Origin of the sequence: Campylobacter hepaticus (genome assembly GCF_001687475.2) — a bacterium.
In the GTDB taxonomy this organism is placed as follows: domain Bacteria; phylum Campylobacterota; class Campylobacteria; order Campylobacterales; family Campylobacteraceae; genus Campylobacter_D; species Campylobacter_D hepaticus.
The window spans coordinates 968,773-991,271 of sequence record NZ_CP031611.1 but is presented as its reverse complement, the minus strand read 5'-3'; the positions used below and the strand labels follow the sequence as shown (position 1 = coordinate 991,271).

General features: G+C 25.6%; 26 protein-coding genes. 24 read left to right on the top strand and 2 right to left on the bottom strand.

What is annotated here, in order from left to right; all coding sequences use genetic code 11:
• The first annotated feature begins 21 nt into the window (after positions 1 to 21).
• The 4 genes from A2J15_RS04905 to hddC all read left to right on the top strand — a co-directional run bounded on the left by A2J15_RS04905 (position 22) and on the right by hddC (position 2,852).
• Positions 22 to 960, top strand: coding sequence for an NAD-dependent epimerase/dehydratase family protein (locus A2J15_RS04905; RefSeq protein ID WP_066777550.1), 939 nt, complete (start codon positions 22 to 24; stop codon positions 958 to 960).
• 70 nt (positions 961 to 1,030) lie between these two features.
• Positions 1,031 to 2,050 (top strand): D-glycero-D-manno-heptose 7-phosphate kinase, encoded by a 1,020-nt coding sequence (gene hddA / locus A2J15_RS04900; protein ID WP_066777553.1) that lies wholly within the window; start codon positions 1,031 to 1,033, stop codon positions 2,048 to 2,050.
• The gene (locus A2J15_RS07590) at positions 2,038 to 2,196 is read left to right on the top strand and encodes a hypothetical protein (RefSeq protein ID WP_162876107.1); all 159 of its coding nucleotides are present in this window, start codon (positions 2,038 to 2,040) and stop codon (positions 2,194 to 2,196) included. The genes hddA and A2J15_RS07590 overlap by 13 nt, the downstream gene beginning before the upstream one ends.
• Positions 2,184 to 2,852, top strand: a complete 669-nt coding sequence (gene hddC / locus A2J15_RS04895) for a D-glycero-D-manno-heptose 1-phosphate guanosyltransferase (protein ID WP_066777555.1) — start codon at positions 2,184 to 2,186, stop codon at positions 2,850 to 2,852. The genes A2J15_RS07590 and hddC overlap by 13 nt, the downstream gene beginning before the upstream one ends.
• A 1-nt stretch (position 2,853) precedes the next feature.
• Here the strand turns inward: hddC and A2J15_RS04890 are convergent, their stop codons facing one another.
• Together A2J15_RS04890 and A2J15_RS07745 are read right to left on the bottom strand one after the other, a co-directional pair.
• Positions 2,854 to 3,774: a class I SAM-dependent methyltransferase gene (locus A2J15_RS04890; RefSeq protein ID WP_066777556.1), complete on the bottom strand. Its 921-nt coding sequence runs from the start codon at positions 3,772 to 3,774 to the stop codon at positions 2,854 to 2,856.
• 116 nt (positions 3,775 to 3,890) lie between these two features.
• Positions 3,891 to 4,064 carry a sugar transferase gene (locus A2J15_RS07745; protein WP_227655904.1) on the bottom strand — a complete coding sequence of 58 codons (174 nt, stop codon included), beginning with the start codon at positions 4,062 to 4,064 and terminating at the stop codon, positions 3,891 to 3,893.
• 94 nt (positions 4,065 to 4,158) lie between these two features.
• On the opposite strand from A2J15_RS07745, the gene A2J15_RS07740 reads away from it, so the two are divergent.
• From A2J15_RS07740 to kpsS, 20 genes are all read left to right on the top strand, one after another.
• Positions 4,159 to 4,302, top strand: coding sequence for a hypothetical protein (locus A2J15_RS07740; RefSeq protein WP_227655905.1), 144 nt, complete (start codon positions 4,159 to 4,161; stop codon positions 4,300 to 4,302).
• On the top strand, positions 4,274 to 4,795 hold the full coding sequence (locus tag A2J15_RS04885; RefSeq protein WP_227655906.1) for a PI-PLC domain-containing protein: 522 nt from the start codon (positions 4,274 to 4,276) through the stop codon (positions 4,793 to 4,795). Before A2J15_RS07740 ends, A2J15_RS04885 begins: the two co-directional genes overlap by 29 nt.
• A complete protein-coding gene (locus A2J15_RS04880; protein WP_066777557.1) occupies positions 4,788 to 5,426 on the top strand; it encodes an HAD family hydrolase in 639 nt (212 codons plus the stop codon). Before A2J15_RS04885 ends, A2J15_RS04880 begins: the two co-directional genes overlap by 8 nt.
• Entirely contained in the window at positions 5,420 to 6,157 is a 738-nt protein-coding gene (locus A2J15_RS04875) for a glycosyltransferase family 2 protein (protein WP_066777560.1), read from the top strand. The genes A2J15_RS04880 and A2J15_RS04875 overlap by 7 nt, the downstream gene beginning before the upstream one ends.
• Positions 6,138 to 6,473, top strand: coding sequence for a nuclear transport factor 2 family protein (locus tag A2J15_RS04870; protein WP_066777563.1), 336 nt, complete (start codon positions 6,138 to 6,140; stop codon positions 6,471 to 6,473). The genes A2J15_RS04875 and A2J15_RS04870 overlap by 20 nt, the downstream gene beginning before the upstream one ends.
• Before the next feature lie 2 nt (positions 6,474 to 6,475).
• The gene (locus A2J15_RS04865) at positions 6,476 to 6,805 is read left to right on the top strand and encodes a hypothetical protein (protein WP_066777566.1); all 330 of its coding nucleotides are present in this window, start codon (positions 6,476 to 6,478) and stop codon (positions 6,803 to 6,805) included.
• Entirely contained in the window at positions 6,802 to 7,527 is a 726-nt protein-coding gene (locus A2J15_RS04860) for a glycosyltransferase family 2 protein (protein WP_066777569.1), read from the top strand. Before A2J15_RS04865 ends, A2J15_RS04860 begins: the two co-directional genes overlap by 4 nt.
• A 25-nt stretch (positions 7,528 to 7,552) precedes the next feature.
• Positions 7,553 to 7,948, top strand: a complete 396-nt coding sequence (locus tag A2J15_RS04855) for an HAD-IIIC family phosphatase (protein WP_066777572.1) — start codon at positions 7,553 to 7,555, stop codon at positions 7,946 to 7,948.
• On the top strand, positions 7,945 to 9,468 hold the full coding sequence (locus A2J15_RS04850) for a capsular biosynthesis protein (protein ID WP_066777576.1): 1,524 nt from the start codon (positions 7,945 to 7,947) through the stop codon (positions 9,466 to 9,468). Before A2J15_RS04855 ends, A2J15_RS04850 begins: the two co-directional genes overlap by 4 nt.
• Positions 9,465 to 10,193, top strand: coding sequence for a glycosyltransferase family 2 protein (locus tag A2J15_RS04845; RefSeq protein WP_066777578.1), 729 nt, complete (start codon positions 9,465 to 9,467; stop codon positions 10,191 to 10,193). Before A2J15_RS04850 ends, A2J15_RS04845 begins: the two co-directional genes overlap by 4 nt.
• Before the next feature lie 5 nt (positions 10,194 to 10,198).
• Positions 10,199 to 11,461 (top strand): hypothetical protein, encoded by a 1,263-nt coding sequence (locus A2J15_RS07665; protein WP_193699176.1) that lies wholly within the window; start codon positions 10,199 to 10,201, stop codon positions 11,459 to 11,461.
• Between the two features lie 131 nt (positions 11,462 to 11,592).
• Complete coding sequence (locus tag A2J15_RS04835) at positions 11,593 to 13,398, top strand: DUF2972 domain-containing protein (protein WP_116980497.1); 1,806 nt, start codon at positions 11,593 to 11,595, stop codon at positions 13,396 to 13,398.
• Between the two features lie 89 nt (positions 13,399 to 13,487).
• Entirely contained in the window at positions 13,488 to 14,261 is a 774-nt protein-coding gene (locus A2J15_RS04830) for a class I SAM-dependent methyltransferase (RefSeq protein WP_066776875.1), read from the top strand.
• A gap of 63 nt (positions 14,262 to 14,324) precedes the next feature.
• Positions 14,325 to 15,086 carry a class I SAM-dependent methyltransferase gene (locus tag A2J15_RS04825; RefSeq protein ID WP_066776878.1) on the top strand — a complete coding sequence of 254 codons (762 nt, stop codon included), beginning with the start codon at positions 14,325 to 14,327 and terminating at the stop codon, positions 15,084 to 15,086.
• A gap of 28 nt (positions 15,087 to 15,114) precedes the next feature.
• Positions 15,115 to 15,642 carry an adenylyl-sulfate kinase gene (locus tag A2J15_RS04820; protein ID WP_066776881.1) on the top strand — a complete coding sequence of 176 codons (528 nt, stop codon included), beginning with the start codon at positions 15,115 to 15,117 and terminating at the stop codon, positions 15,640 to 15,642.
• Between the two features lie 2 nt (positions 15,643 to 15,644).
• A complete protein-coding gene (gene aepX, locus A2J15_RS04815) occupies positions 15,645 to 16,961 on the top strand; it encodes a phosphoenolpyruvate mutase (RefSeq protein WP_116980496.1) in 1,317 nt (438 codons plus the stop codon).
• Positions 16,961 to 18,157, top strand: a complete 1,197-nt coding sequence (aepY, locus tag A2J15_RS04810) for a phosphonopyruvate decarboxylase (RefSeq protein WP_066776884.1) — start codon at positions 16,961 to 16,963, stop codon at positions 18,155 to 18,157. Before aepX ends, aepY begins: the two co-directional genes overlap by 1 nt.
• Positions 18,150 to 19,202 (top strand): phosphonoacetaldehyde reductase, encoded by a 1,053-nt coding sequence (locus tag A2J15_RS04805; RefSeq protein WP_083074275.1) that lies wholly within the window; start codon positions 18,150 to 18,152, stop codon positions 19,200 to 19,202. The genes aepY and A2J15_RS04805 overlap by 8 nt, the downstream gene beginning before the upstream one ends.
• A 9-nt stretch (positions 19,203 to 19,211) precedes the next feature.
• The gene (locus tag A2J15_RS04800) at positions 19,212 to 21,284 is read left to right on the top strand and encodes a capsular polysaccharide biosynthesis protein (protein WP_066776890.1); all 2,073 of its coding nucleotides are present in this window, start codon (positions 19,212 to 19,214) and stop codon (positions 21,282 to 21,284) included.
• Complete coding sequence (gene kpsS, locus A2J15_RS04795; RefSeq protein WP_066776893.1) at positions 21,281 to 22,465, top strand: capsule polysaccharide modification protein KpsS; 1,185 nt, start codon at positions 21,281 to 21,283, stop codon at positions 22,463 to 22,465. Before A2J15_RS04800 ends, kpsS begins: the two co-directional genes overlap by 4 nt.
• Positions 22,466 to 22,499 lie beyond the last annotated feature (34 nt).

The following is a 22,499-nucleotide window of genomic DNA, read 5'->3' as shown; positions in this document are numbered from 1 at the left end:
CTATCGATTTAAAGGAAAAATATGTCAAAAAAAGTTTTAATTACAGGTGGTGCAGGTTATATAGGTTCGGTTTTAACTCCAATTTTACTTGATAAAGGATACGAAGTTTGCGTTATAGATAATTTGATGTTTAATCAAATTTCTCTTTTGTCTTGTACGCATAATAAAAATTTTACTTTTATAAATGGTAATGCTATGGATGAAAATCTTATTAGGCAAGAAGTTGCAAAATCTGATATTATTATTCCTTTGGCTGCTTTAGTAGGTGCTCCTCTTTGTAAAAAAAATCCAAAGCTTGCTAAGATGGTTAATTATGAAGCCATAAAAATGATAAGAGATTGTGCAAGTTCTTCTCAAATATTTATTTATCCTAATACAAATAGTGGTTATGGGATAGGTCAAAAAGATACAATGTGTACTGAAGAATCTCCTTTATGTCCTATTTCAGAATATGGAATTGATAAAGTTCATGCAGAAGAATATTTACTTGATAAGGGAAATTGTGTAACTTTTCGTTTGGCAACTGTTTTTGGGATATCCCCTAGGATGAGACTTGATTTATTGGTTAATGATTTTACTTATCGTGCTTATAAGGATAGATTTATAGTACTTTTTGAAGAACATTTTAGGCGCAATTATATTCATGTTCGTGATGTTGTAAAAGGTTTCATTCATGGTATAGAAAATTATGATATAATGAAAGGTCAAGCTTATAATATGGGTTTAAGTGCTGCAAACTTAACTAAAAGACAGCTTGCTGAAACAATTAAAAAATATGTTCCTGATTTTTATATCCATTCTGCTAATATAGGTGAAGATCCAGATAAAAGAGATTATTTAGTTTCAAATGCTAAATTAGAAGCTACAGGCTGGAAACCAGATGTTTCATTAGAAGATGGTATTAAGGAACTTTTAAGAGCATTTGAAATGATGAAAGTTAATCGTTTTGCAAATGTTTAATTTATATGAATAAAAGTTAAGTATAGTTTTGCTATAATTTATATATAAATTATAGCAAATATGGATATCTATGAAAACTATACGTACACAAACTCCTTTACGCTTAGGTTTAGCAGGTGGAGGAACTGATATTAATTTATATTGTGATAAATACACGGGTTATGTTTTAAATGCTACCATATCTTTGTATATACATTGTACTTTGATTGAAAGAAAAGATAAAAAAATCATTTTTGATTCCCCAGATACCAATTCTTATGCAGAGCATGAAAGCAAAGAATTTTTAGAATATGATGGAAATTTAGATATTTTTAAAAGTATTTATAACCGTATAATTAAAGATTTTACAAAAAAACCTTTAAGTTTTTCTTTGCATACTTATTCTGATGTACCAAGTGGTAGCGGTTTGGGTGGAAGTTCTACTTTGGTTGTAGGTATTATAAAGGCTTTTGTAGAATGGCTTAATCTTCCTTTAGGAGAATATGAAATTGCTAAACTCGCTTATGAGATAGAAAGAGAGGATATGGGCATAGTAGGGGGCGCTCAAGATCAATATGCTGCAACTTTTGGTGGTTTTAATTTTATGGAATTTTATGATAATAAACGTGTTATTGTTAATCCTTTGCGCATTAAAAACTGGATAGCAAATGAGCTTGAAGCTAGAACAGTTCTTTATTTTACAAATATTACTAGATTGGCAAAAGATATAGAAGAGCATAAAAAAGGAAAATTAGGTGATGATAAATCATTAAAAGCTATGCATGCTATAAAAGAAGATGCTATAAAGATGAAAGAGGCTTTGTTTAAGGCTGATTTTGATACTTTAGCTTCTATTTTAGGTAAATCTTGGCAATCAAAAAAAATTATTTCTGATATTGTTAGTAATGATGAACTTGAAAGAATTTATAAACTTGCTATTGATAATGGGGCTTATAGTGGAAAAACAAGTGGGGCAGGAGCGGGTGGATTTATGTTTTTTTTCGTAGATCCTATTAAAAAATATGATTTAATTCAAGCTTTAAATAAAGAGCAAGGTTATGTGCAAGATTTTGCATTTGCAAAAGAAGGAGTTAAGTCATGGAAAATTTAAACTCTTATTCAATAGTTGCAAATGCGTATAAAAATGGAAATAAAACTTTACTAGTAAGTAATGGAGAAAGTATCCAATACACAATAATAGATCGCATTGTAGTTAAAGAAGAATTTTTTGGCAAAGGTTTTGATTGCAAGCAATAATACTTTGTGGAGGCTTAGGAATGCGTTTAAAAAGTGTGATAAGTGGTATTCCAAAACCTATGGCACCAGTAAATGGTAAACCTTTTTTAGAATTTATTTTTAAATACCTTAAAAAACAAGATATTAAAGAAATCATTTTAGCGGTTTCTTATAAATATGAAATAATACAAGAATATTTTAAAGATGAATTTTTAGGTATAAAAATAAAATACAGTATAGAAAAAGAGCCTTTAGGAACAGGTGGGGCTATAAAACAAGCTTTAAATTTTATAAAAGATAAGACTTATGTTTTAAATGGGGATACCTTTTTTGATATTGATTTATCTAAATTAAAGTTAAATCAAAGTAGAATTTGTTTTGCTTTAAAGTATATGCAAGATTTTGATAGATATGGTGCAGTAGAACTTGATGATCGACAATTTATTAAATCTTTTAAAGAAAAGGAATTTTTAAAGCAAGGTTTGATAAATGGGGGAATTTATCTTATATCTAAAACTATTTTTGAAGATTTCATCTTAGAAGATAAATTTTCTTTTGAAACATTTTTACAAAATAATTATAAAAATTTAAATGCTAGAGCTGAAATTTTCAAAGATTATTTTATAGATATTGGAATACCTGAGGATTATAAAAAGTTTATAATCTTGAAGGTATAATTTATAATAGTTTTATTTCTTTTTCTGTAGCAATAATATGATTTATATATCCTTTATTTCTTAAAGAATATATAATTTCTTCTTCATAAAGTGGTGCTGCTATTACAATAATTTCAATATTTTGAAAATTTTTTATATTTGGTTCTTGAATGGGAATTGAAGAATTTTGTAAATACATCCCTTGTTTTCTTGTATCAAGATCAAAACATTTTTTAATTTTTTCAGGATTTTTTAAAAAGGTTACAATGCTGTTGCCATGAGCTCCAGATCCGTAGATTGCGATATTTTCATAATCTTTTAAGAAATCATTTAATTTTTTTATATTTTTTTGAAAAAAGATTGAGATATTTTGATTAAAAATTTTAAAACTTAATTTTTTATGTATTTGATTATTAGATTTTTTTTGAAAAAATAATCCCATGTGTTGTTCTCTAAAAAGAGTGATTTCATCTATAAAATGACAACCTAAAGATTGCATAATATTAATTAAAGTATTTTTTTGATAATACCCACAATGATCATTAAAAATTTCATAAAATCTTTTATGCTTAAAAATTTCATTAATATTTGGAACTTCTATATATATTAAATTATTATTGTCAAGCAGCTTAATTACATTGTGTAGAAAATCTAAAGGTGTGTTAATATGTTCTAATAAATGTCTAAAGATAATGAAATTAATTTTATGTTGTAATTTGTTTTTTAAAATATTAATATCAAAAAATCCTTGTATGTGTGTGATATTTTTTACATGATCTATTTCTAAAGAAATTAAAGATGGATCAATTGTGTAAATAAAATTGACATCATTTACTAGAGCATTTACCATATCTCCACTGCCTGGAGCAATTTCTAGACATACAGTATTTTTATCAATATATTTTAAGCATTTATTTTTAATTATTTTTATGGTATTGCTCATGGTTTTAGAAACTATTTTGCGAGAGAAATAACCTTTATTTTGATATTCTTTAGAAATTTCTTGTAGATTAAAATTTGAATTAAATATATAACCGCATTCTAGACATTGTTGAAGTGTTATTGTGTTATTACCTTTGCAATATCCCCCCCCCCGATTTTTATATTATTAATATGTTTATAATTATTTATTGAAGTTGGATTTTTATCTAATTTGCCTGATGAGATGAAAACATTTTTTGCAATGAAAAGTTCTTTTTTATTGTTTTGACTTTGGCATAATGGACATGTCATAAATTTTCTCCTTATTTTAGTAAATTTTTAAGTAACTTATTATACTAATTTATGTTAATATTACTATAAATTATTAATTTTTATAAGGTTAAAAATGCAAATTCTTTCCCATCGAGGTTTATGGCATAAATGTCATGAAAAAAATACTCAAATATCTTTTAAAAGAAGTTTTCTTTGTAATTTTGGAACTGAAATTGATGTGAGGGATAATGGGGGGGGGTATAGTCATATCTCATGATATGGCACATGAAAATTGTTTAAAATTAGAAGATTTTTTTAAACTTTATAAAACATATGATACTAATTTACCTTTAGCTTTAAATATTAAAGCTGATGGGCTTCAAACCATGCTTAAACAACTTCTTGAAAAATATCAAATTTTTAATTATTTTGTATTTGATATGTCTATTCCGGATGCTTTAATTTATATTGATTTTAATTTTAATGTTTTTACTAGACAAAGCGAGTATGAAAAAAAACCTAGTTTTTATGAAAAAGCTTGTGGTGTTTGGATGGATGAATTTTATTCTCATTGGATTGATAAAAATACCATCAAGTATCATCTTCAAAAAGGTAAATTAGTTTGTATTGTATCGCCTGAACTTCATAAAAGATCTTATCAAAAAGAGTGGCAAGAATATAAAAAAATAGACAAAGAACTAAAAGCAGGTCAAAGGCTAATGATTTGCACTGATTATCCAGATAAAGCAAAGGAGTTTTTTTATGATTAAAATCAAAGCGATAATTTTTGATATGGATGGAGTGTTGATTGAAGCTAAAGATTGGCATTATGAAGCTTTAAATAAGGCTTTAAAGCTTTTTGGTATGGAAATTTCTAGATATGATCATTTAACAACTTTTGATGGTTTGCCTACTAAAGATAAGTTAAAAATGCTTTCTATAGATAGAGGTTTGCCCGAGTCTTTGCATACTTTTATTAATGAATTAAAACAACAATATACAATGGAGATAGTTCATAGCCTATGTAAGCCTAAATTTCGTCACCAATATGCTTTGTCAAAATTAAAAAATGAAGATTATAAAATGGCAGTTTGTTCTAATTCTATACGTAATAGCATTAAAATCATGATGGAAAAATCTGCTCTTAAAGATTATTTAGATTTTTATATTTCTAATGAGGATGTAAAACAAGGAAAACCTGATCCTGAAATGTATAATAAAGCCATAGAAAAATTAGGTTTTAATCCTAAAGAATGCATGATAATTGAAGATAATGAAAATGGTATAAAAGCAGCTAGATTAAGTGGAGCTAATGTGATGATAGTTCGTGAAATTGATGAAGTTAATTATGAAAATATAAAAAGTCATATTTTAAAATTTGAAAAGGAAGCAAAATGTTAAATATTGTAGTTCCTATAGCTGGTAAAAGCTATTTTTTTGATAATGAAAAAGATGGATTTCCTAAGCCTTTTATTGAAATTTGTGGAAAAACTATGCTTGAGCATTTTATTCAAAATTATAAAAATGTAAAAAATAAACGTTTTATTTTTATATTAAAAGAAGATGACGTGAAACACTATCATTTAGATGATGCTATTAATGTTTTAACAGATCAGCAAAGTAAAAATATCATTCTTAAAAATGAGACTAGAGGTATGGTTTGTTCTATTTTAATGGCTATAGATGAGATTGATCTTAATGAACCTTTGCTTATTGTAAATATGGATCAGATTCTTGAATACGATTTAAATCAATTAATTTCTAAATTATCTTTAAGTGATGCAGGTGTTTTAAGTTTTGAAAATGTTCACCCAAGATGGGCTTATGTAAAATGCAATGAAAATAATTTTGTTTTAGAAGCTTTTGAGAAAAAACCTGTAAGTAAAAATGCAATAGCAGGATTTTACTATTATAACAAAGGTAAATATTTTATAAAATCAGCTTTTGATATGATTAAAAAAGATGTTAATTATGATGGAAAATATTTTGTCGCTCTTACATTAAACGAGTTAATCTTGCAAAATAAAAAAATAATTAATATTTCAATTGATAAAAATCGTTATTTTACTTTTTATTCTCATGCAAAAATCAATGAATATGAAAGGATAAAAAATGCTTACGAAATTAACTAAAAAATACATTAATGCTTTTAATGATAAAAATTTAAATGAGTTAGAGACCTTATTTGATGAAAATTTTGCTTTAGAAGATCCTGTAGTAAAAAGAATAGAGGGAAAAGAGGAATGTTTACAAGCTATTAAAAAAATTTTTGAAGCTTGTAAACAGTTAAGTTTTAGTGCTAAAAATATTTTTCAAGATAAAAATACTACTTTTATAGAATTTATTTTAGTGCTTGATGATATGAGGCTTGAAGGTGTAGACATCATAGAATGGCAAGATGAAAAAATCATTGAACTTCGAGCTTATTTAAATGTACCTAAGGAATAATAATGAAAAATTACAAACTTGATGAAATGATTCGTGGATGGTTTATTGGTAATTTTGAACCAAGTATTTTTAAAACAAATAATGTTGAAGTTGGCATAAAAGAATATAAAACGGGTGATTTTGAAGAAAAACATCATCATAAGATTGCAACTGAAATTACAGTGATTGTAAGCGGTAAGGTTAAAATGAATAATAAAATATATTCTAAAGGAGATATTATAATGATTTATCCAGGAGAAGCTACAGATTTTGAAGCTTTAGAAGATACAATAAGTGTTGTTTTAAAATTTCCAGGAGTAAAGCATGATAAATATTTAGGAGAATGCAAGTGAATATAGTTATTCCTATGGCAGGACTTGGCAGTCGTTTTACTCAAGCTGGTTTTGATAAACCTAAACCTTTTATAGATGTTTTAGGTAAACCAATGATAATTAGAGTGCTTGAAAATTTAAAGTATAAAGACGCAAAATATATTTTAATTGCAAAAAAAGAACATTTAATTCAAGAAAAAAAATGGATTGATGACATTAAAAATAATTTTAATGTCGAATTCATAGGTATTAATAAGCTTACCGAAGGAACTGCTTGCACTGTTCTTTATGCTAAAAATTATATAAATAATGATGAGCCTTTAATAATAGCTAATTCAGATCAAATTATTGATATAAATATAATTGATTTTATTAATGATGGTTTTCAACGTAATCTTGATGGTTCTATTTTAACTTTCATAGATAAAGAGAAAAATCCAAAATGGTCTTTTGTAAAACTTAAAGATGATTTAGTAATAGAAATTAAAGAAAAAGAGGTTATTAGTGACTTGGCTAGTGTTGGAATTTATTTTTTTAGTAAAGGTCGATTATTTGTCGAAAATGCTATAGAAATGATTACAAGAGATGATAAAGTTAATGATGAGTTTTATACTTCTCCTGTTTATAATTATGCTATAAAAAATGGTGCTAAAATAGGTATTTATAATATAAAAGACGAACAAATGCATGGACTAGGAACTCCGGAAGATTTGAAAAAATATGAAATGCTAAATAAATTGTAAGATTAATTGTTATATAATTTAAACTATGAAAACCATAGTTATTGATTTAGATGGAACTTTGACAATTGATGAGGATAATGTAGATTATGCTAATAAAAAACCTAATTTTATTTTAATTAGTATTTTAAAAGAATATAAACAAAAAGGTTTTAAAATTAATATTTTTACAAGTCGCAATATGCGTACTTGGAATGCTGATATAGAAAAAATTCAAAAATATACTTTACCAACTATAATTTCTTGGCTTAAAAAATATGATATTCCTTATGATGAAGTAATTATTGGCAAACCTTGGTGTGGATATGAAGGATTTTATGTTGATGATAAAGCTATTCGTCCATCTGAATTTATAAATTTAACTTATGATCAAATTAAAGAACTTTTAAAAAAAGAAAACCCTTATAAAGATGGTGGAAAGTGATACTTATAACTTCTGCAAAATATTCATCTTCGGATTTTACTTTAGAATTTGGTAAAATTCCCCCTTCTTTTTTACCTCTTGGTAATAAAAGATTATATGAATATCAAGTGGAACTTTTAAAAGATTTAAAACAAAAGATTTTTTTATCTTTACCCAATGATTTTAAATTAAGCCAATTTGATAAAAAAGCATTAAAAGGATTAGGTGTTGAACTTTTATTTGTGCCCAATAATCTATCTTTAGGTGAATCTATAGTTTATTGTTTAAATATTTGTTGTGTTTTTAATGAAAGACTTTATATTTTACATGGAGACACTTTTTTTAAATATCTTAATTTTAAAGAAAATTCTTTACATGTTGCACAAGTTAAGGAGAATTATGATTGGGCATATTTAGATAGCGATTTTAATATTTTTCCAAAAATAGTTGATAATGATTTAATTTTAACAGGTGCTTATAGTTTTTCTTATCCTCAATTTTTAATAAAATGCATAGTTGAAAACAGTTATTCTTTTATAGAAGGCATAAAGTCTTATTCTAAAACCTATGCTTTTAATGTTATACAAAATGATACTTGGCTTGATTTTGGACTTATAACTAGCTATTTTCATTCTAAACAAGCTATAGGTACTCAAAGAATTTTTAATCATATAAATATTTATAATGGTTATATGAAAAAAACATCTTCTTGGAGTGAAAAAATAAAAGCAGAGATTCATTGGTTTGAAACATTACCTAAGGAATTATTTATTTATACTCCTAAGGTTGTAATCTATAAAGACAGTTATGAAATAGAATACCTTTATAATAATACTTTAGCAGAATTATTTGTTTTTGGAAAATTACCCACTTATGTTTGGAAAAAAATATTTAAATCTTTAAGAGAATTTTTAGATAATTTACATTCTTTTAAAACTAATGATAAAGATATTAATTTTAATTATAAAGAGAAAACTTTGCAAAGACTTGAGATATTTAGCAAAGAAAGTGGCATTAGTTTAAGTAAGGCTATGGTTATTAATTCTCAAAATTATCCAAGTATCTTGGAATTAATAGATAAACTTGATGTTTATATTAAAAATATAAATGATTTTTCTTTGATACATGGGGATTTTTGTTTTTCAAATATTATGTATGATTTTAGAGCTAACGCAATTAAAACTTTTGATCCAAGGGGTCTTGATTTTAGTGGAAAAATAACATCTTATGGAGATAAAAATTATGATTTTGCTAAATTAGTTCATTCTATTTTTGGACTTTATGATTTTATTACCGCAGGCTTTTTTGAATGTAAATTTCATAATAATGAGATAGAGTTTTTTATAGAAGAAGATGATAATATTTTAGATATTCAAGAAGTATTTTTAAGTATATTTGATATTAATGATAATATCAAAGCTTTAACTTTACATTTATTTTTATCTATGTTGCCTTTACATAATGATTTGAAAGAAAAACAAATGGCCTTTTTAGCTAATACTTTTATACTTTATGATAAATTTTTTAAGAAAAAACAATGATTATTATTTTTCCTATGGCAGGGCTTAGCAGTCGTTTTACTAAAGCAGGTTATGATAAACCTAAATATATGCTTGATTTAAGAGGATATAGTGTATTTTATCATGTTGTTAATAGTTTTAAAAGATATTTTAATGAATTTGAGTTTCTTTTTATATATAGAGATATTCAAGATACTAAAAATTTCATACAAAAAGAGTGTAAAAAGTTAGGTTTATTATCTTATCAAAGTGTCAAACTTGATAAAGAAACTTTAGGACAAGCTCATACAGTTATGCTTGGACTAAAAAAGGCGAATATAAGCGATAATGAAAGTATTTTAATTTTTAATATCGATACTTTTAGACCCAATTTTTCTTTGCCAACTATTTTGGATTTATCCAAAATTGATGGATATCTAGAAGTATTTGAAGCCGAGGGAGACCAATGGAGTTTTGTATTAACTGATGAAAATGATCGTGTTATTAAAACTACAGAAAAAGAAAGAATTTCAAGTCTTTGTAGTAGCGGGCTTTATTATTTTAAAAGTGTATTAGAATTTAAACAAACATTTGATATAATGAGAGATAAAAATGATTTAAGCAAAAATGAGTTTTATATAGCCCCTATGTATAATTATCTTATAAAAAAAGGTTTGCTTATCAAATATCATATAATTTCGTTAGATGAAATTGTATTTTGTGGAACACCAGATGAATATGAAAATTTAATTCAAAAAAGAGGTTAAACTATATGAAGAGATTAGCTATACATCTTTTTGGTTTTGTTAGAACTTTTAAAGATACTTATGATAATTTTAAATTAAATATTTTGAATATTAATATGCAAGATTATGAAATTGATATATTCATCCATACTTGGGACAAATATAATTCTAATAATACTTTAAAAGAAAAATTCGATTTATGGCATAAAGATTTAGATTATTATCCAACTATGAATGAAAAAAAACTAACACAAGATGATATAATATTGATTAATCACATATATAAACCAAAAAAAATACTGATTGAAACACTAGAAGAAGGTGTTTATGGTCATCCTATTACTCTTGATAAAGTTTCTAATTTAAGAAAAGCTTATGAAAAAGAAAATAATTTTAAATATGATGCATTTTTGTATACACGTTGTGATATAATGTTTAAAACTCCTATTAGAATTTTAGGATATATTAATTATTGGAAAGATAATGCAATTTTAGATACTAAAATAATTTGGTGCGGTCATTCTTCTTTTTCAAGAATGGCTATAGCAGATCCTAGAATAGTCACGGAATGCAATATTTTTTGGTTTACTAAATATGATATAAATGCTAATGATATGTATCATCATTGTCCTAATAATATTAATAAATTTTTATGGATTCCAATTGATTATTTGTTAAACAGAGATTTTAAAATATGGAGAGAAAAATATATTGATTATAGAGCTAATGAATTGACTTATATTAGAAAAGATGTTCTAATAAAAAAAGATGATGAAATATTAAAATTAAAATTACGTAATGAAGATTTGGAAAATAATTGGACTAAAAAAACAACTTTGGAATTAGCTAATTTAGAACAAGATTTAATTATTAAAAAATTACAAAGTAAAAAACTTGCTAAATCTTTAGGAATAAAAATAAATATGGATTACTCTAGAGTTATTTTCATTCAAACCAATTCAGCTATACAAAGAATTCAAAATCATCTTGCTTATAAATTGGGTCAAGTTATAATAGATAATTCAAAAAGTCTATGGGGTTATATAAGAATGTTTTATGTTTTATCCTATATAAAAGATAAACATAAAAAAGAACAAGTAGGTTATCAAAATTCAATAAAAGATAACCCTAATTTAATTTTACCTCCTTTAGAAACTTATCCTGATTATAATGAAGCTTTAAAATTAAAAAATAGTTTTACTTATAAATTAGGTCAAGCTCTTATACAAGCTAATAAAAATTGGTACAGGGGGGGGGTATATCAAGTTTTTTCTTCAAGATGTGCCTAAATTAAAAAAGGAAGTAAGGCAATCAACAAAATAATTTTTATTTAAAAATTTAAGATTGATTATATAACAATACTATATAATAATAACTTAATTTTTAATATTTAAATAATAAAATTTTCAAGGAAATCTTAATGTATAATCGCAATTCGGCTATACAAAGAATAAAAAATCATCTTGCTTATAAATTAGGTCAAGCGATGATTGATTTTAATACTAATGGGGGGGGGTACATAACATTATGTAAAAAACTTTATCTTATAAAAAAACAACATAAAAAAGAACAAAAAATTTATCAAGAAACTATACAAGTATTTCCTCAACTTCAATATCCTGCTTTAGAAACATGTAATGATTACGAACAAGCTTTAAAATATAAATTTCACTTATCTTATATGCTAGGCGAGGTTTTAATCAAAGCTTATCAAACTTGGTATAAAGGGGGTGGATTTAAGTTAAAAAATGATATTAAAAGAGTTAATAAAGAATTTCAAATTTTTAAAGAAATATTTAAAGAATTTCATCAAATCAATGTTAGTATGCTTCAAGGATTAATAAAAAATAAACAATTACTTCTTAAAGAATTTCAAAGAATAAAAAATATATTAAAAATTCATCAAGATTATAAAGCTATACTTGATAATATTTTTCATAATTTTATTTATTTTATACAAAATTTTGATCTTATAGAAGAATGGTTATTATCAGATGATTTTTATGAAAAATATAAAAAAGAAAATCATCCTTATCCTTCTTTACTTGATCCTAAAAAACTTAATGATAAAAATGAAAAAATTAATTATCACACTATACCAGCTGAGCTTGCATGGGAAATGAATTTACCTTTGCCGGATAATTATGAGTTTGTGTGGTTAGGTGGACATGGAACAGGAACTGAAGCTTTAAAGACATTTTTTTTGTATAATAATGTTGTTATTCCAGACAATTATTTAAATTATGAAACAGGATTGCAAAGATATCAATATGCTTTAAATTTATTATTAAGTGATACTGATTATATTAAGGCTATACGTTTAAAAGATTATTATTTTCATGATTTTGAAAAATTTTGCAAGTTAATTCAAAAAAAATGTAAATTTATTTTTCAAATAAGAGATTATTTTGAAATATTTACTTGTTATATTAACCATAGAAGCAGAAAATCTGATGCAGTGATGAAATTTAATTTAGAAAGTAATTTGGATGAAGTTTTTGATCGTTTTTATTATTTTTCAAGTGGAGAAAATCATCCAATTAGTTTAAATTTAAAAAATTTTCTTTCTTGGAATATACTACATCAAGATATGGGATTTAGAACTTGCATAATGGAATATTCTATGTTGCAAAATTTTGATAATGTTTTAAGCGTATGTTATATTGACATGAAAGATATTGTAGGAGATAATACAAAAATTACTATGGAAAAAATATGTAATTTTTTAAATATAATTTATCATCCTAATTATAATTATAATAATAATATTATAGGCGATTTGAAAATTATATTTCCATTAACTTTAGATATTTCGCAAATTACTTCATCAAATGTGGAATTGTTGATTGTAGAATTTGATTTTATATTTGATAGCAATTTATATGATGATATTACATTAAAAATTATTTGTTCTAAGATGTTTAAAATTTTAATTAAAAAATCTGATTTAGAGTTAATGGATAATTTTGTAATAGAAAAATTACAGTCATATTTTTATTATTTTGATGCAGCGTTAAATGATAAATTAATTCAAGAAAAACAACAAATAAGAATCAAAGAGCAGCAGTATTTAGATATTTATAAGCAGGATGTTTATAGAAGAAAAAAATTGCAAGAAATGATGAATTATGAAATAACTCATATTAAACAACATCGTCCCGATATAGTTGCTTCTTGGAAATACTATCAAGAATTTGAAAAAATGTGTGAGGAGTTAGATGGATAATTATTTCGAATAAATTTTTAAATAAAACTAAAAATTAAGAAACAAAATACTATAATAGACAAATTAAAACTAAATAAAGGATAAGAAAAATGAATCTTGGAGATTTTACAAATTTGGCAAAACATTATCATAATAGACCTGCTTATAATCCTATGCTAATTGAAAAGCTTGTTAGATGTATCAATGATTCTAATAAGCCTACTAAAGATTTAAAAGTTGTTGAAGTGGGTGCTGGTACTGGCAAATTTACAAAGATTCTTGCGGAAGAATTTAAACTCAATATTACAGCTGTAGAACCTAATGATAATATGAGAGAAGAAGGCATAAAATTTACCCAAAATTGTTCTAATTTAACATGGAAAAAAGGTAGTGGTGAAGAAACTGGAATCGAAAGCAATGTTGCTGATTGGGTAATTATGGCAAGTTCATTTCATTGGACAGATTCTAAAAAATCACTTCCTGAATTTAATCGTATATTAACAGGGGGGGGGTATTTCACTGCCATTTGGAATCCTCGCTACATTGTAGAAGGTTCACTTTTTGATGAAATTGAAAAGGAAATTAAGCATATTGTACCAGAGCTTGCTCGTGTAAGTAGCGGTTTGCAAAATGCAAAAAAATGGGAAGAAATCCTTGTTTCAACAGGAGATTTTAAAGATTGCTTTTTTATGGAGTGTGATTATAAAGAATTTTGGGATAAAGAGCGTTATCTTGGAGCTTGGCACTCTGTAAATGATATACAAGCACAAGCTGGCGAAAAAAGATGGAAAGAAATTTTAGAAATGATAAGTGCTAAAATTTCTAATATCCAAACAATTGAAATGCCTTATAAAATAAGAGCTTGGACGGCTAAAAAGGCATAATTTGTAATTCTTTGTATTCGTCATTTGTGTTAATATTTGATGAATATAAGGAATTGATAAATTATGGAAAAATTAGTAGAAAATAAATGGGATTATACTAAACATGCTAAATTTTATAGCTATAGACCAAATTATGCTCCAAAAACTATAGATATGTTAATTAAGTTAATAGGTAAAAAAGATATTAGAGTGGCTGATATTGGTGCAGGGACTGGGAATTTAAGTATTATGCTTTTAGAAAGAGGATGTGAAGTCATATCTGTAGAACCAAACGACGCTATGCGTGAAATTGGTGTAGATAGAACCAAAGGAGAAAATATTACTTGGGTTCGTGCTGTTGCAAATAATTCAACTTTAGAAAGTGGTACTTTTGATTGGGTAACTTTTGGCAGTAGTTTTGATGTAATTGATAGAAATGAATCTTTACAAGAAGCTTATCGTTTATTAAAAAAAGAAGGTTATTTTACTTGCATGTGGAATCATAGAGATTTGAATGATCCTATACAAAAAATAGCTGAAGATACTATTTTGGAATTTGTGCCAAATTATACTAGAGGAACAAGAAGAGAAGATCAAAGACCTGTTATAGAAAATCGTAAAGATCTTTTTGATAATATTGTATACACTGAAGAAGATTTTTATTTTCATCAAAGTATAGAAAATTATATTAATGCATGGAAAAGTGTAAAAAATAAATATTGGGACGTAGCAACAAAAGAAGGTGAAGAACTTTTAAATAATATTATGAATAAAATTAAAGAAAGACTTCCAAAAGAATTTAGCATCAAATATACTACAAGAACTTGGAGTGCTAAAAAAATATAATTTAATTTTTCAAGGAGTATAAAGATTTATGGATAATGGTAAAGTAATATGGATATCTGGATTAGCTGGTGCTGGAAAAACTACCATAAGTCAAGGTTTATATAATAAAATTAAAGCAAAATATCCTTATACGATTTTATTAGATGGAGACGTGATTAGAGAAATCTTACAAGAATATGGATATTCTAGAGAAGCAAGATTAATGTCTGCTAAAAAAATTTCGTCTTTATGCTCCTTTTTAGCTAAAAACAATATGATTGTTATTTGTGCAACTATATCTTTATTTGAAGAAATTTATTTATTAAATAGAAATACTATTAAAAATTATTTTGAAGTTTTTGTTGATTGTCCTATGGAGGAGCTTATTTCAAGGGATCAAAAAGGTTTGTATTCTGGTGCTTTAAAAGGTGAAATTAAAGATGTTGTGGGTATTGATATAAAATATACTAAACCTAATGCTCATTATGTTATAGATAATAGTTCAAAAACTGATTTAGAAAAGAAAATTGATAATTTATATAATGAAGTTGAATTATTTTTCAATAGGAAAGGTTAATAATGAATATTGTATATATAGCTATGTCAGCTGATTTAATACATCCTGGTCATATAAATATTATGAAGTTAGCAAGAGAATATGCTGATAAAATTCAAGGTAAAGTTGTATTAGGCTTATTAACTGATTCTGCTATTGCATCTTATAAACGACTTCCTTATATGAATTATGAGCAACGTAAAATTATTGTTGAAAGTATAGGTTTTATTGACGAGGTTATAGCTCAAAATACTTTAAGTTATAGGGAAAATATTATTAAGTTAAAACCTAAATTTGTTATTCATGGCGATGATTGGAAAGAAGGTCCTCAAAAAAAAGAGAGAGCAAATGTTATTGCTTTATTAAAAGAATTAAAATGTGGTGAACTTATAGAACCAAAATATACTCAAGGTATTAGTTCAACTCAGCTTAATCAAAATGCGAAGTCTTTAGGTATTACAACTAATGCTAGATTGTCTTTATTAAGACGTTTAATTGATGCTAAAAAACCTTTAAGAATTTTAGAAACTCATTCAGCAATTTCTGCGTTAATTGCTGAAAATAGCTTTGTTAATAAAAATGGTATGAAAATAGAATTTGATGGTTTTTGGTCTAGTTCTTTAACTGATTCAACAAGTAGAGGAAAGCCTGATATTGAAGCTGTAGAATTATCAAGTCGTTTAAATACTGTAAATGAGATATTTGAGGTAACATCAAAACCTTTGATTTATGATGCTGATACAGGTGGGAAATTAGAACACTTTGTTTTTACTGTAAGAAGTCTTGAAAGAATAGGTGTTTCTGCTGTAATTATCGAAGATAAAATAGGCCTAAAAAAGAATTCTTTGCTTGGAAATGATGTGATTCAAAATCAAGATAGTATAGAAGATTTTTGTAATAAAATTCAAGCAGGAAAAAAAGCACAAATAACAGATGATTTTATGATTATTGCTAGGATAGAATCTTTGATTTTAGATAAAGGTATAGAAGATGCTTTACAAAGAGCTTTTGCGTATATAAAAGCAGGTGCAGATGGGATAATGATTCATTCTAGACATAAAGATGGAAATGAAATTATAGAATTTCTTAAACAGTTTAGATTAAAAGAACAAGATATCCCTGTTGTTGTTGTACCTACTAGTTTTAATGAGATTAAAGCTAGTGATTTAGCAGCTTATGGAGTTAATATAGTAATATATGCTAATCATATGCTTAGAGCTTCTTTTGTTGCAATGCAAAATGTGGCAAAAGAAATTTTAGAGAATGACAGAAGTAAAGAATCAGAAGATAAATGTATGAAAGTTGATGAAATTTTAAATCTTATTCCAGGAACGATTTAATGCTTGATATGACTTTATTTGGAGAAGCTTTAAAAAAAATGGGATGTTTTCAATTTAGCGGGGTCCCTTGTTCTTATCTTTCTCCTATGATTAATTATGCTATTAATGAAAATTCTTTTATTATGTCTAATAATGAAGGTGATGCTACAGCTATAGCTACAGGAATAAGCTTAGCAAATATGAAACAAAAAGATAAATTTGGCGTTGTATTAATGCAAAATAGCGGATTAAGCAATGCTTTATCTCCTCTTACTTCTTTAAATGATACCTTTGAAATTCCTATTTTAGGTTTTGTTTCTCTTAGAGGAGAAAGAGATATGCAAGGCAAAAATACTGATGAGCCACAACATGAACTTTTAGGAATTATTACAGATCGTTTATTGAAAACTTGTAATATTGCTTATGATTTTTTATCTCAAGATTATGATCAAGCTATTAAACAATTAAATGTAGCACATGATTATTTAAAAAAACAAAAATCTTATTTTTTTATAGTTAAAAACAATACTTTTAAAAAATGTTCTTTAACTGATTCTAAGTCTTTGTTGGAAAATCAAGATCAAGAAATCATTGAGCAAAATCACAATACAGTGAAGTTGCAAGTGCAAAGGATTGAAATTTTAAAATATTTAAGTGATTTTTCTTATAAAAATAATATCGCATTATTTGCTACTACAGGAAAAACAGGTAGAGAATTATATGAAATTCAAGATACGGAAAATCAATTATATATGGTAGGTTCAATGGGGTGTGTTAGTTCTTTAGCTTTAGGAGTATCTTTACAAAATTTTAAAAAAGTCATTGCAATTGATGGAGATTCTGCTTTATTGATGAGGATGGGAGCTTTAAGTACTAATGCTTATTATTCTAAACTTAATAATAAAGGAAATTTTTGTCATGTATTATTAGATAATGAAAGCCATGATAGTACAGGAGGACAATTTAATCTTTCCCCATTTGTAAATTTTTCAAAAATAGCTTATTCTTGTGGCTATGAAAAGATTTTTATTATAAATTCATTTGATGATTTAGCACAAGCGCTTAATTTTTTTCTTGATCGCGAACAAGGTGGAGCTATTTTAATTTATATTAAAATTTTAAAAGGTAGTAAAGAAAATTTAGGAAGACCTAAGGTTACACCTAAGCAAGTTGCATTAAGAATAGCACAATTTTTAATTAGGGATGAACATGAATAATTTTAAGTATTTTAACCCAGTTAAAATTAATTTTAATTTTTCTTATGAAAATGTTTTGGATAGTTTAAAAACAGATTCTATTTTATTACTTACTTCTCAAAGTTTTTATAAAAAGGGATTAACTAAAGTTTTAGAAGAAAAACTTGGAAGTCGTCTAAAAGGTTTGATTTATAATGTTTTACCTAATCCAGAAATTAATTACGCTGAGTTGATTAAAAAAGATTATAAAGGCTATAAAGAAATAGTAGCTTTTGGTGGTGGAAGTGTTTTAGATTTGGCTAAATATTTTAGTGTATCAGGCGATATTATTAGAAATGGTGTAGAATTAAATATATCAGATTCTTCTTCATTTATACCTATTTATGCTATTCCAACTACAGCAGGCACGAGTAGTGAATTAACTAAATGGGCTACTTTGTGGGATACTCCAAATAATATAAAATTTTCACTATCTAATGATAATTTATATTGTAAAGAAGCTTTTTATGATCCGAATTTATTTTTAAATATTCCAAGAGAACTTACTATACATACAGCTTTAGATGCTCTTTCTCATTCTATAGAATCAATTTGGAACAAAAATTCTAATCTTATATCTACTTATCATGCAATTAAAGCTATAGAATTGATCTTAGAATATTTACCAAAATTACAAAATAATTTAAATTCTAAGGAGCTAAGATTAAAAATTATTTTAGCAAGTATCCATGCTGGTTTGGCTTTTTCAAATACCCAAACAGCATTAGCTCATGCTATAAGTTATCCAATTACTATGAAATTAGGTCTTTCTCATGGACTAGCTTGTAGTTTTACTATTCCTATTTTATTAGAATGTATTAATGATATAGATACAAATAATGTTTTATCACCTTATAAAGAACAAATTATTGCTTTGTTTCATGCTTTAAATATTTCTATAGAATTGAAAAATTATGGGATAACTCAAGAATTTATTGAAAATATTTTTAATAATTTAAATTCTAGAGCAAAAAATGGTATGTTTGATTTAGAATTGACTAAAAGAAAGTTGTTATCTTTATGTTAAATTGTAATTATGAAATATTATGCAACATCAAAAAAACTTATTATTAATGTTAAAAATTTTTATCATGTAATTTTTTTTACTCTGTTTAAAAGGGGTAAAAAAAATGATATTTTTTTAGGTTGGGGAAGGAAAAAATCAGGTTTTAAAGCTATAGCTTTAGCTAAAAAATATAATGCTAAATATTTGCTTTTAGAAGATGGTTTTATACGTTCTTTAAATTTGGGGGTGGAAAATTCCCCTAGTTTTAGTTTGCTTTGTGATGATATAGGCATGTATTATGATGCAAATTCTCCTTCAAAACTTGAAAATATTTTAAATACTTATGCATTTAAAGATGAAGAAATCTTGCAAGCTAAAAAAGCTATTAAACTTATAAAAGAATATCAAATTACTAAGTATAATAATAATTTAAAGGTCCCAAGTCATTATTTTCCAAAAAATGATGAAAAACGTATTTTAATTATTACCCAAATAGCTTATGATGCCTCACTTGAATTTGGTCTTGCTCAAAAATTTTCAACTTTAGATATGATACAAGATGCTATTAAAGAAAATCCTGATTCTACTGTTTATATTAAAATACATCCTGATGTTTTAAGTGCTAAAAAACAAAGTGATTTTAATCTTGATGTTTTGCCTAAAGAATGTGTAATTATTAGTGAAAATTTTAATCCTTTTAGTTTGCTTAAATATTTTCATAAAGTTTATACTAAAACTTCTGGAATGGGTTTTGAAGCTTTGCTTATGGGATGTGAATGTGTGTGTTATGGTATGCCTTTTTATGCAGGGTGGGGTTTAACAAAAGATAAACAAAAATGCCAAAGAAGGATTAAAAAAAGAAGTTTTGAAGAAATTTTTTATGCTGCTTATATAATGTATACTCGATATTTTAATCCTTATTTAAACCAAAAAAGCGATATTTTTGATACGATTAAAACTTTAGCAAAATATAAAATCATAGAAAATGATAATTCTAATAGACTTATCATGTTTGGTTTTAGTTTGTGGAAAAAACATTTTATAAAACCTTTTTTTAAAGCTAAAAATAATAAAATTATTTTTCTAAATTCTTTAAAAACTTTAAATAAATTAAAATTAAAAGAAGGGGATAAATTTTTTATTTGGGGTAGAAGATTTGATTTTAATGAGCTTAAAAATCTTCTTTTGAAAAAAGCTCAAAATGAAGGCTTAGAAAATTTTATTCCAAAAATTGCTTTAGTAGAAGATGGTTTTATTCGTTCTGTTTCCTTAGGATCTGATCTTACGCGACCATTTTCGCTCATTGTTGATAATAAAGGACTTTATATAGATCCTAATAGACCAAGTCAACTAGAAGATATTTTGCAAAATGAAATTTTTGATGATAAAATGCTAAATAGGGCAAAAAATATTATAAATCTTATACTTGAAAATAAATTTTCAAAATATAATGTCATGTCTCACAAGGATTTAAAAATTAAGACTCAAAAAGGACAAAAAATCATTTTAATTCCCGCTCAGGTTGAAGATGATGCCTCGATGATTTTAGGTGGTTGCGGTTTATCAACTTTGGATTTGCTTAAAGAAGTGCGTGCTAAAAATCAAAATGCTTATATTGTTTTTAAGCCTCATCCTGATGTATTAAGCGGTAATCGTAAGGGCTTAAAAGATGAAAGGCTTATTTTAAGGTATTGTGATGAAATCATTAAAGATTGTAGTATTGATAGTGCTATAAAAATTGCTGATGAAATTCATACTATAACTTCTACAAGTGGTTTTGATGCGCTTTTAAGATCTAAAAAAGTTTTTACTTATGGTATGCCTTTTTATGCAGGGTGGGGTTTAACAAAAGATAAACAAACATGTCAAAGAAGAAAGAGAAAATTAAATCTTGAGGAACTCGTAGCAGGATCTTTAATCATGTATCCACGTTATATTCATCCTTATACTAAAACTTTATGCGAAATTGAAGTTTGTTTAGATATAATGTTTCATTTACAAAAAGATTATTTTTCAAAAAAATATATAAAATTAATAATTAATTTAAAAACTTTAATGCTTAGAAAAATAAGAAGAATTTATGAATTTTTGGTAAATAAATGAGATTTAGTGACAAAATTAAAAAAGAATTTAGTGATAAAAATGTTTTACTTTTGCAAGGTCCTGTAGGGAATTTCTTTCATAAACTTGCTATAAAAATGCAAAAAAATAAAACTAAAGTTTTTAAATTAAATTTTAATGGTGGAGATTTTTTTTTCTATCCAAGTGGTATACGATGTAAATGTCATGAAGTAGAGCTTGAAAATTTTTATGAAAATTTTTTAAAAACTAAAAAAATTGATGCTATTATTATGTATAATGATTGTCGTATTATCCATGCTAAAGCTATTAAAATAGCTAAACGATTAAATCTTGCAATTTGGATTTTTGAAGAGGGGTATTTAAGACCTTATTGCATTACTTTGGAGCAAAATGGGGTTAATGCTAATTCTTTTTTGCCTAAAGACAAGAATTTTTATCTTTACCAAAATATTTGTACAAAAGACAGTATCAAAGAAATTCCTGGTAGTTTTAAATTTATAGCTTTTGATGCTTTTTTATATTGGTTATTTGCTTTTCTTTTAGCCCCATTTTTTAATAATAAGCTTCATCATAGAACTTTATATCCTTTTGAGTTTTTATTTTGGTTTAGATCTTTATATAGAAAATATCTTTACAAAATTACAGAAAAAAAACTCAATAAAAAAATTTATAATTTAGATAAAAAATATTTTTTAGCAATTTTACAAGTTTATAATGATACCCAAATTAAATATCATTATAAAAAAAGCATAGAATATTTTATAGAAGAAATCATACTTTCTTTTGCAAATCATGCAAGGGCTAAGTCTTATCTTGTTTTTAAGCATCATCCTATGGATAGAGGATATAAAAATTATACAAGATTGATACAAAATTTAAGTCAAAAATATCATGTTGAAGGTAGGGTTTTATATGTGCATGATACGCATTTGCCAACCCTTTTAAAAAAAGCTTTAGGTTGCATTACTATTAATTCCACAGTAGGTTTTAGTGCTATTTTAGAAGGATGTCCAACTAAGGTTTGTGGGAATGCTTTTTATGATTTTGAGGGTTTAACTTATCCTAGGAAATTGCAGTTTTTTTGGAGAGAAGCCCATGCTTATAAACCCAATCCTATTTTAACAATTAATTTTAAAGCTTATCTTTTACAAACTAATCAATTTAATGGTAATTTTTATAAAAATTCTTTTTTGAATAAATAAGAGTAAAAAAGCTTCATTAAGAGAATTTTTAAAG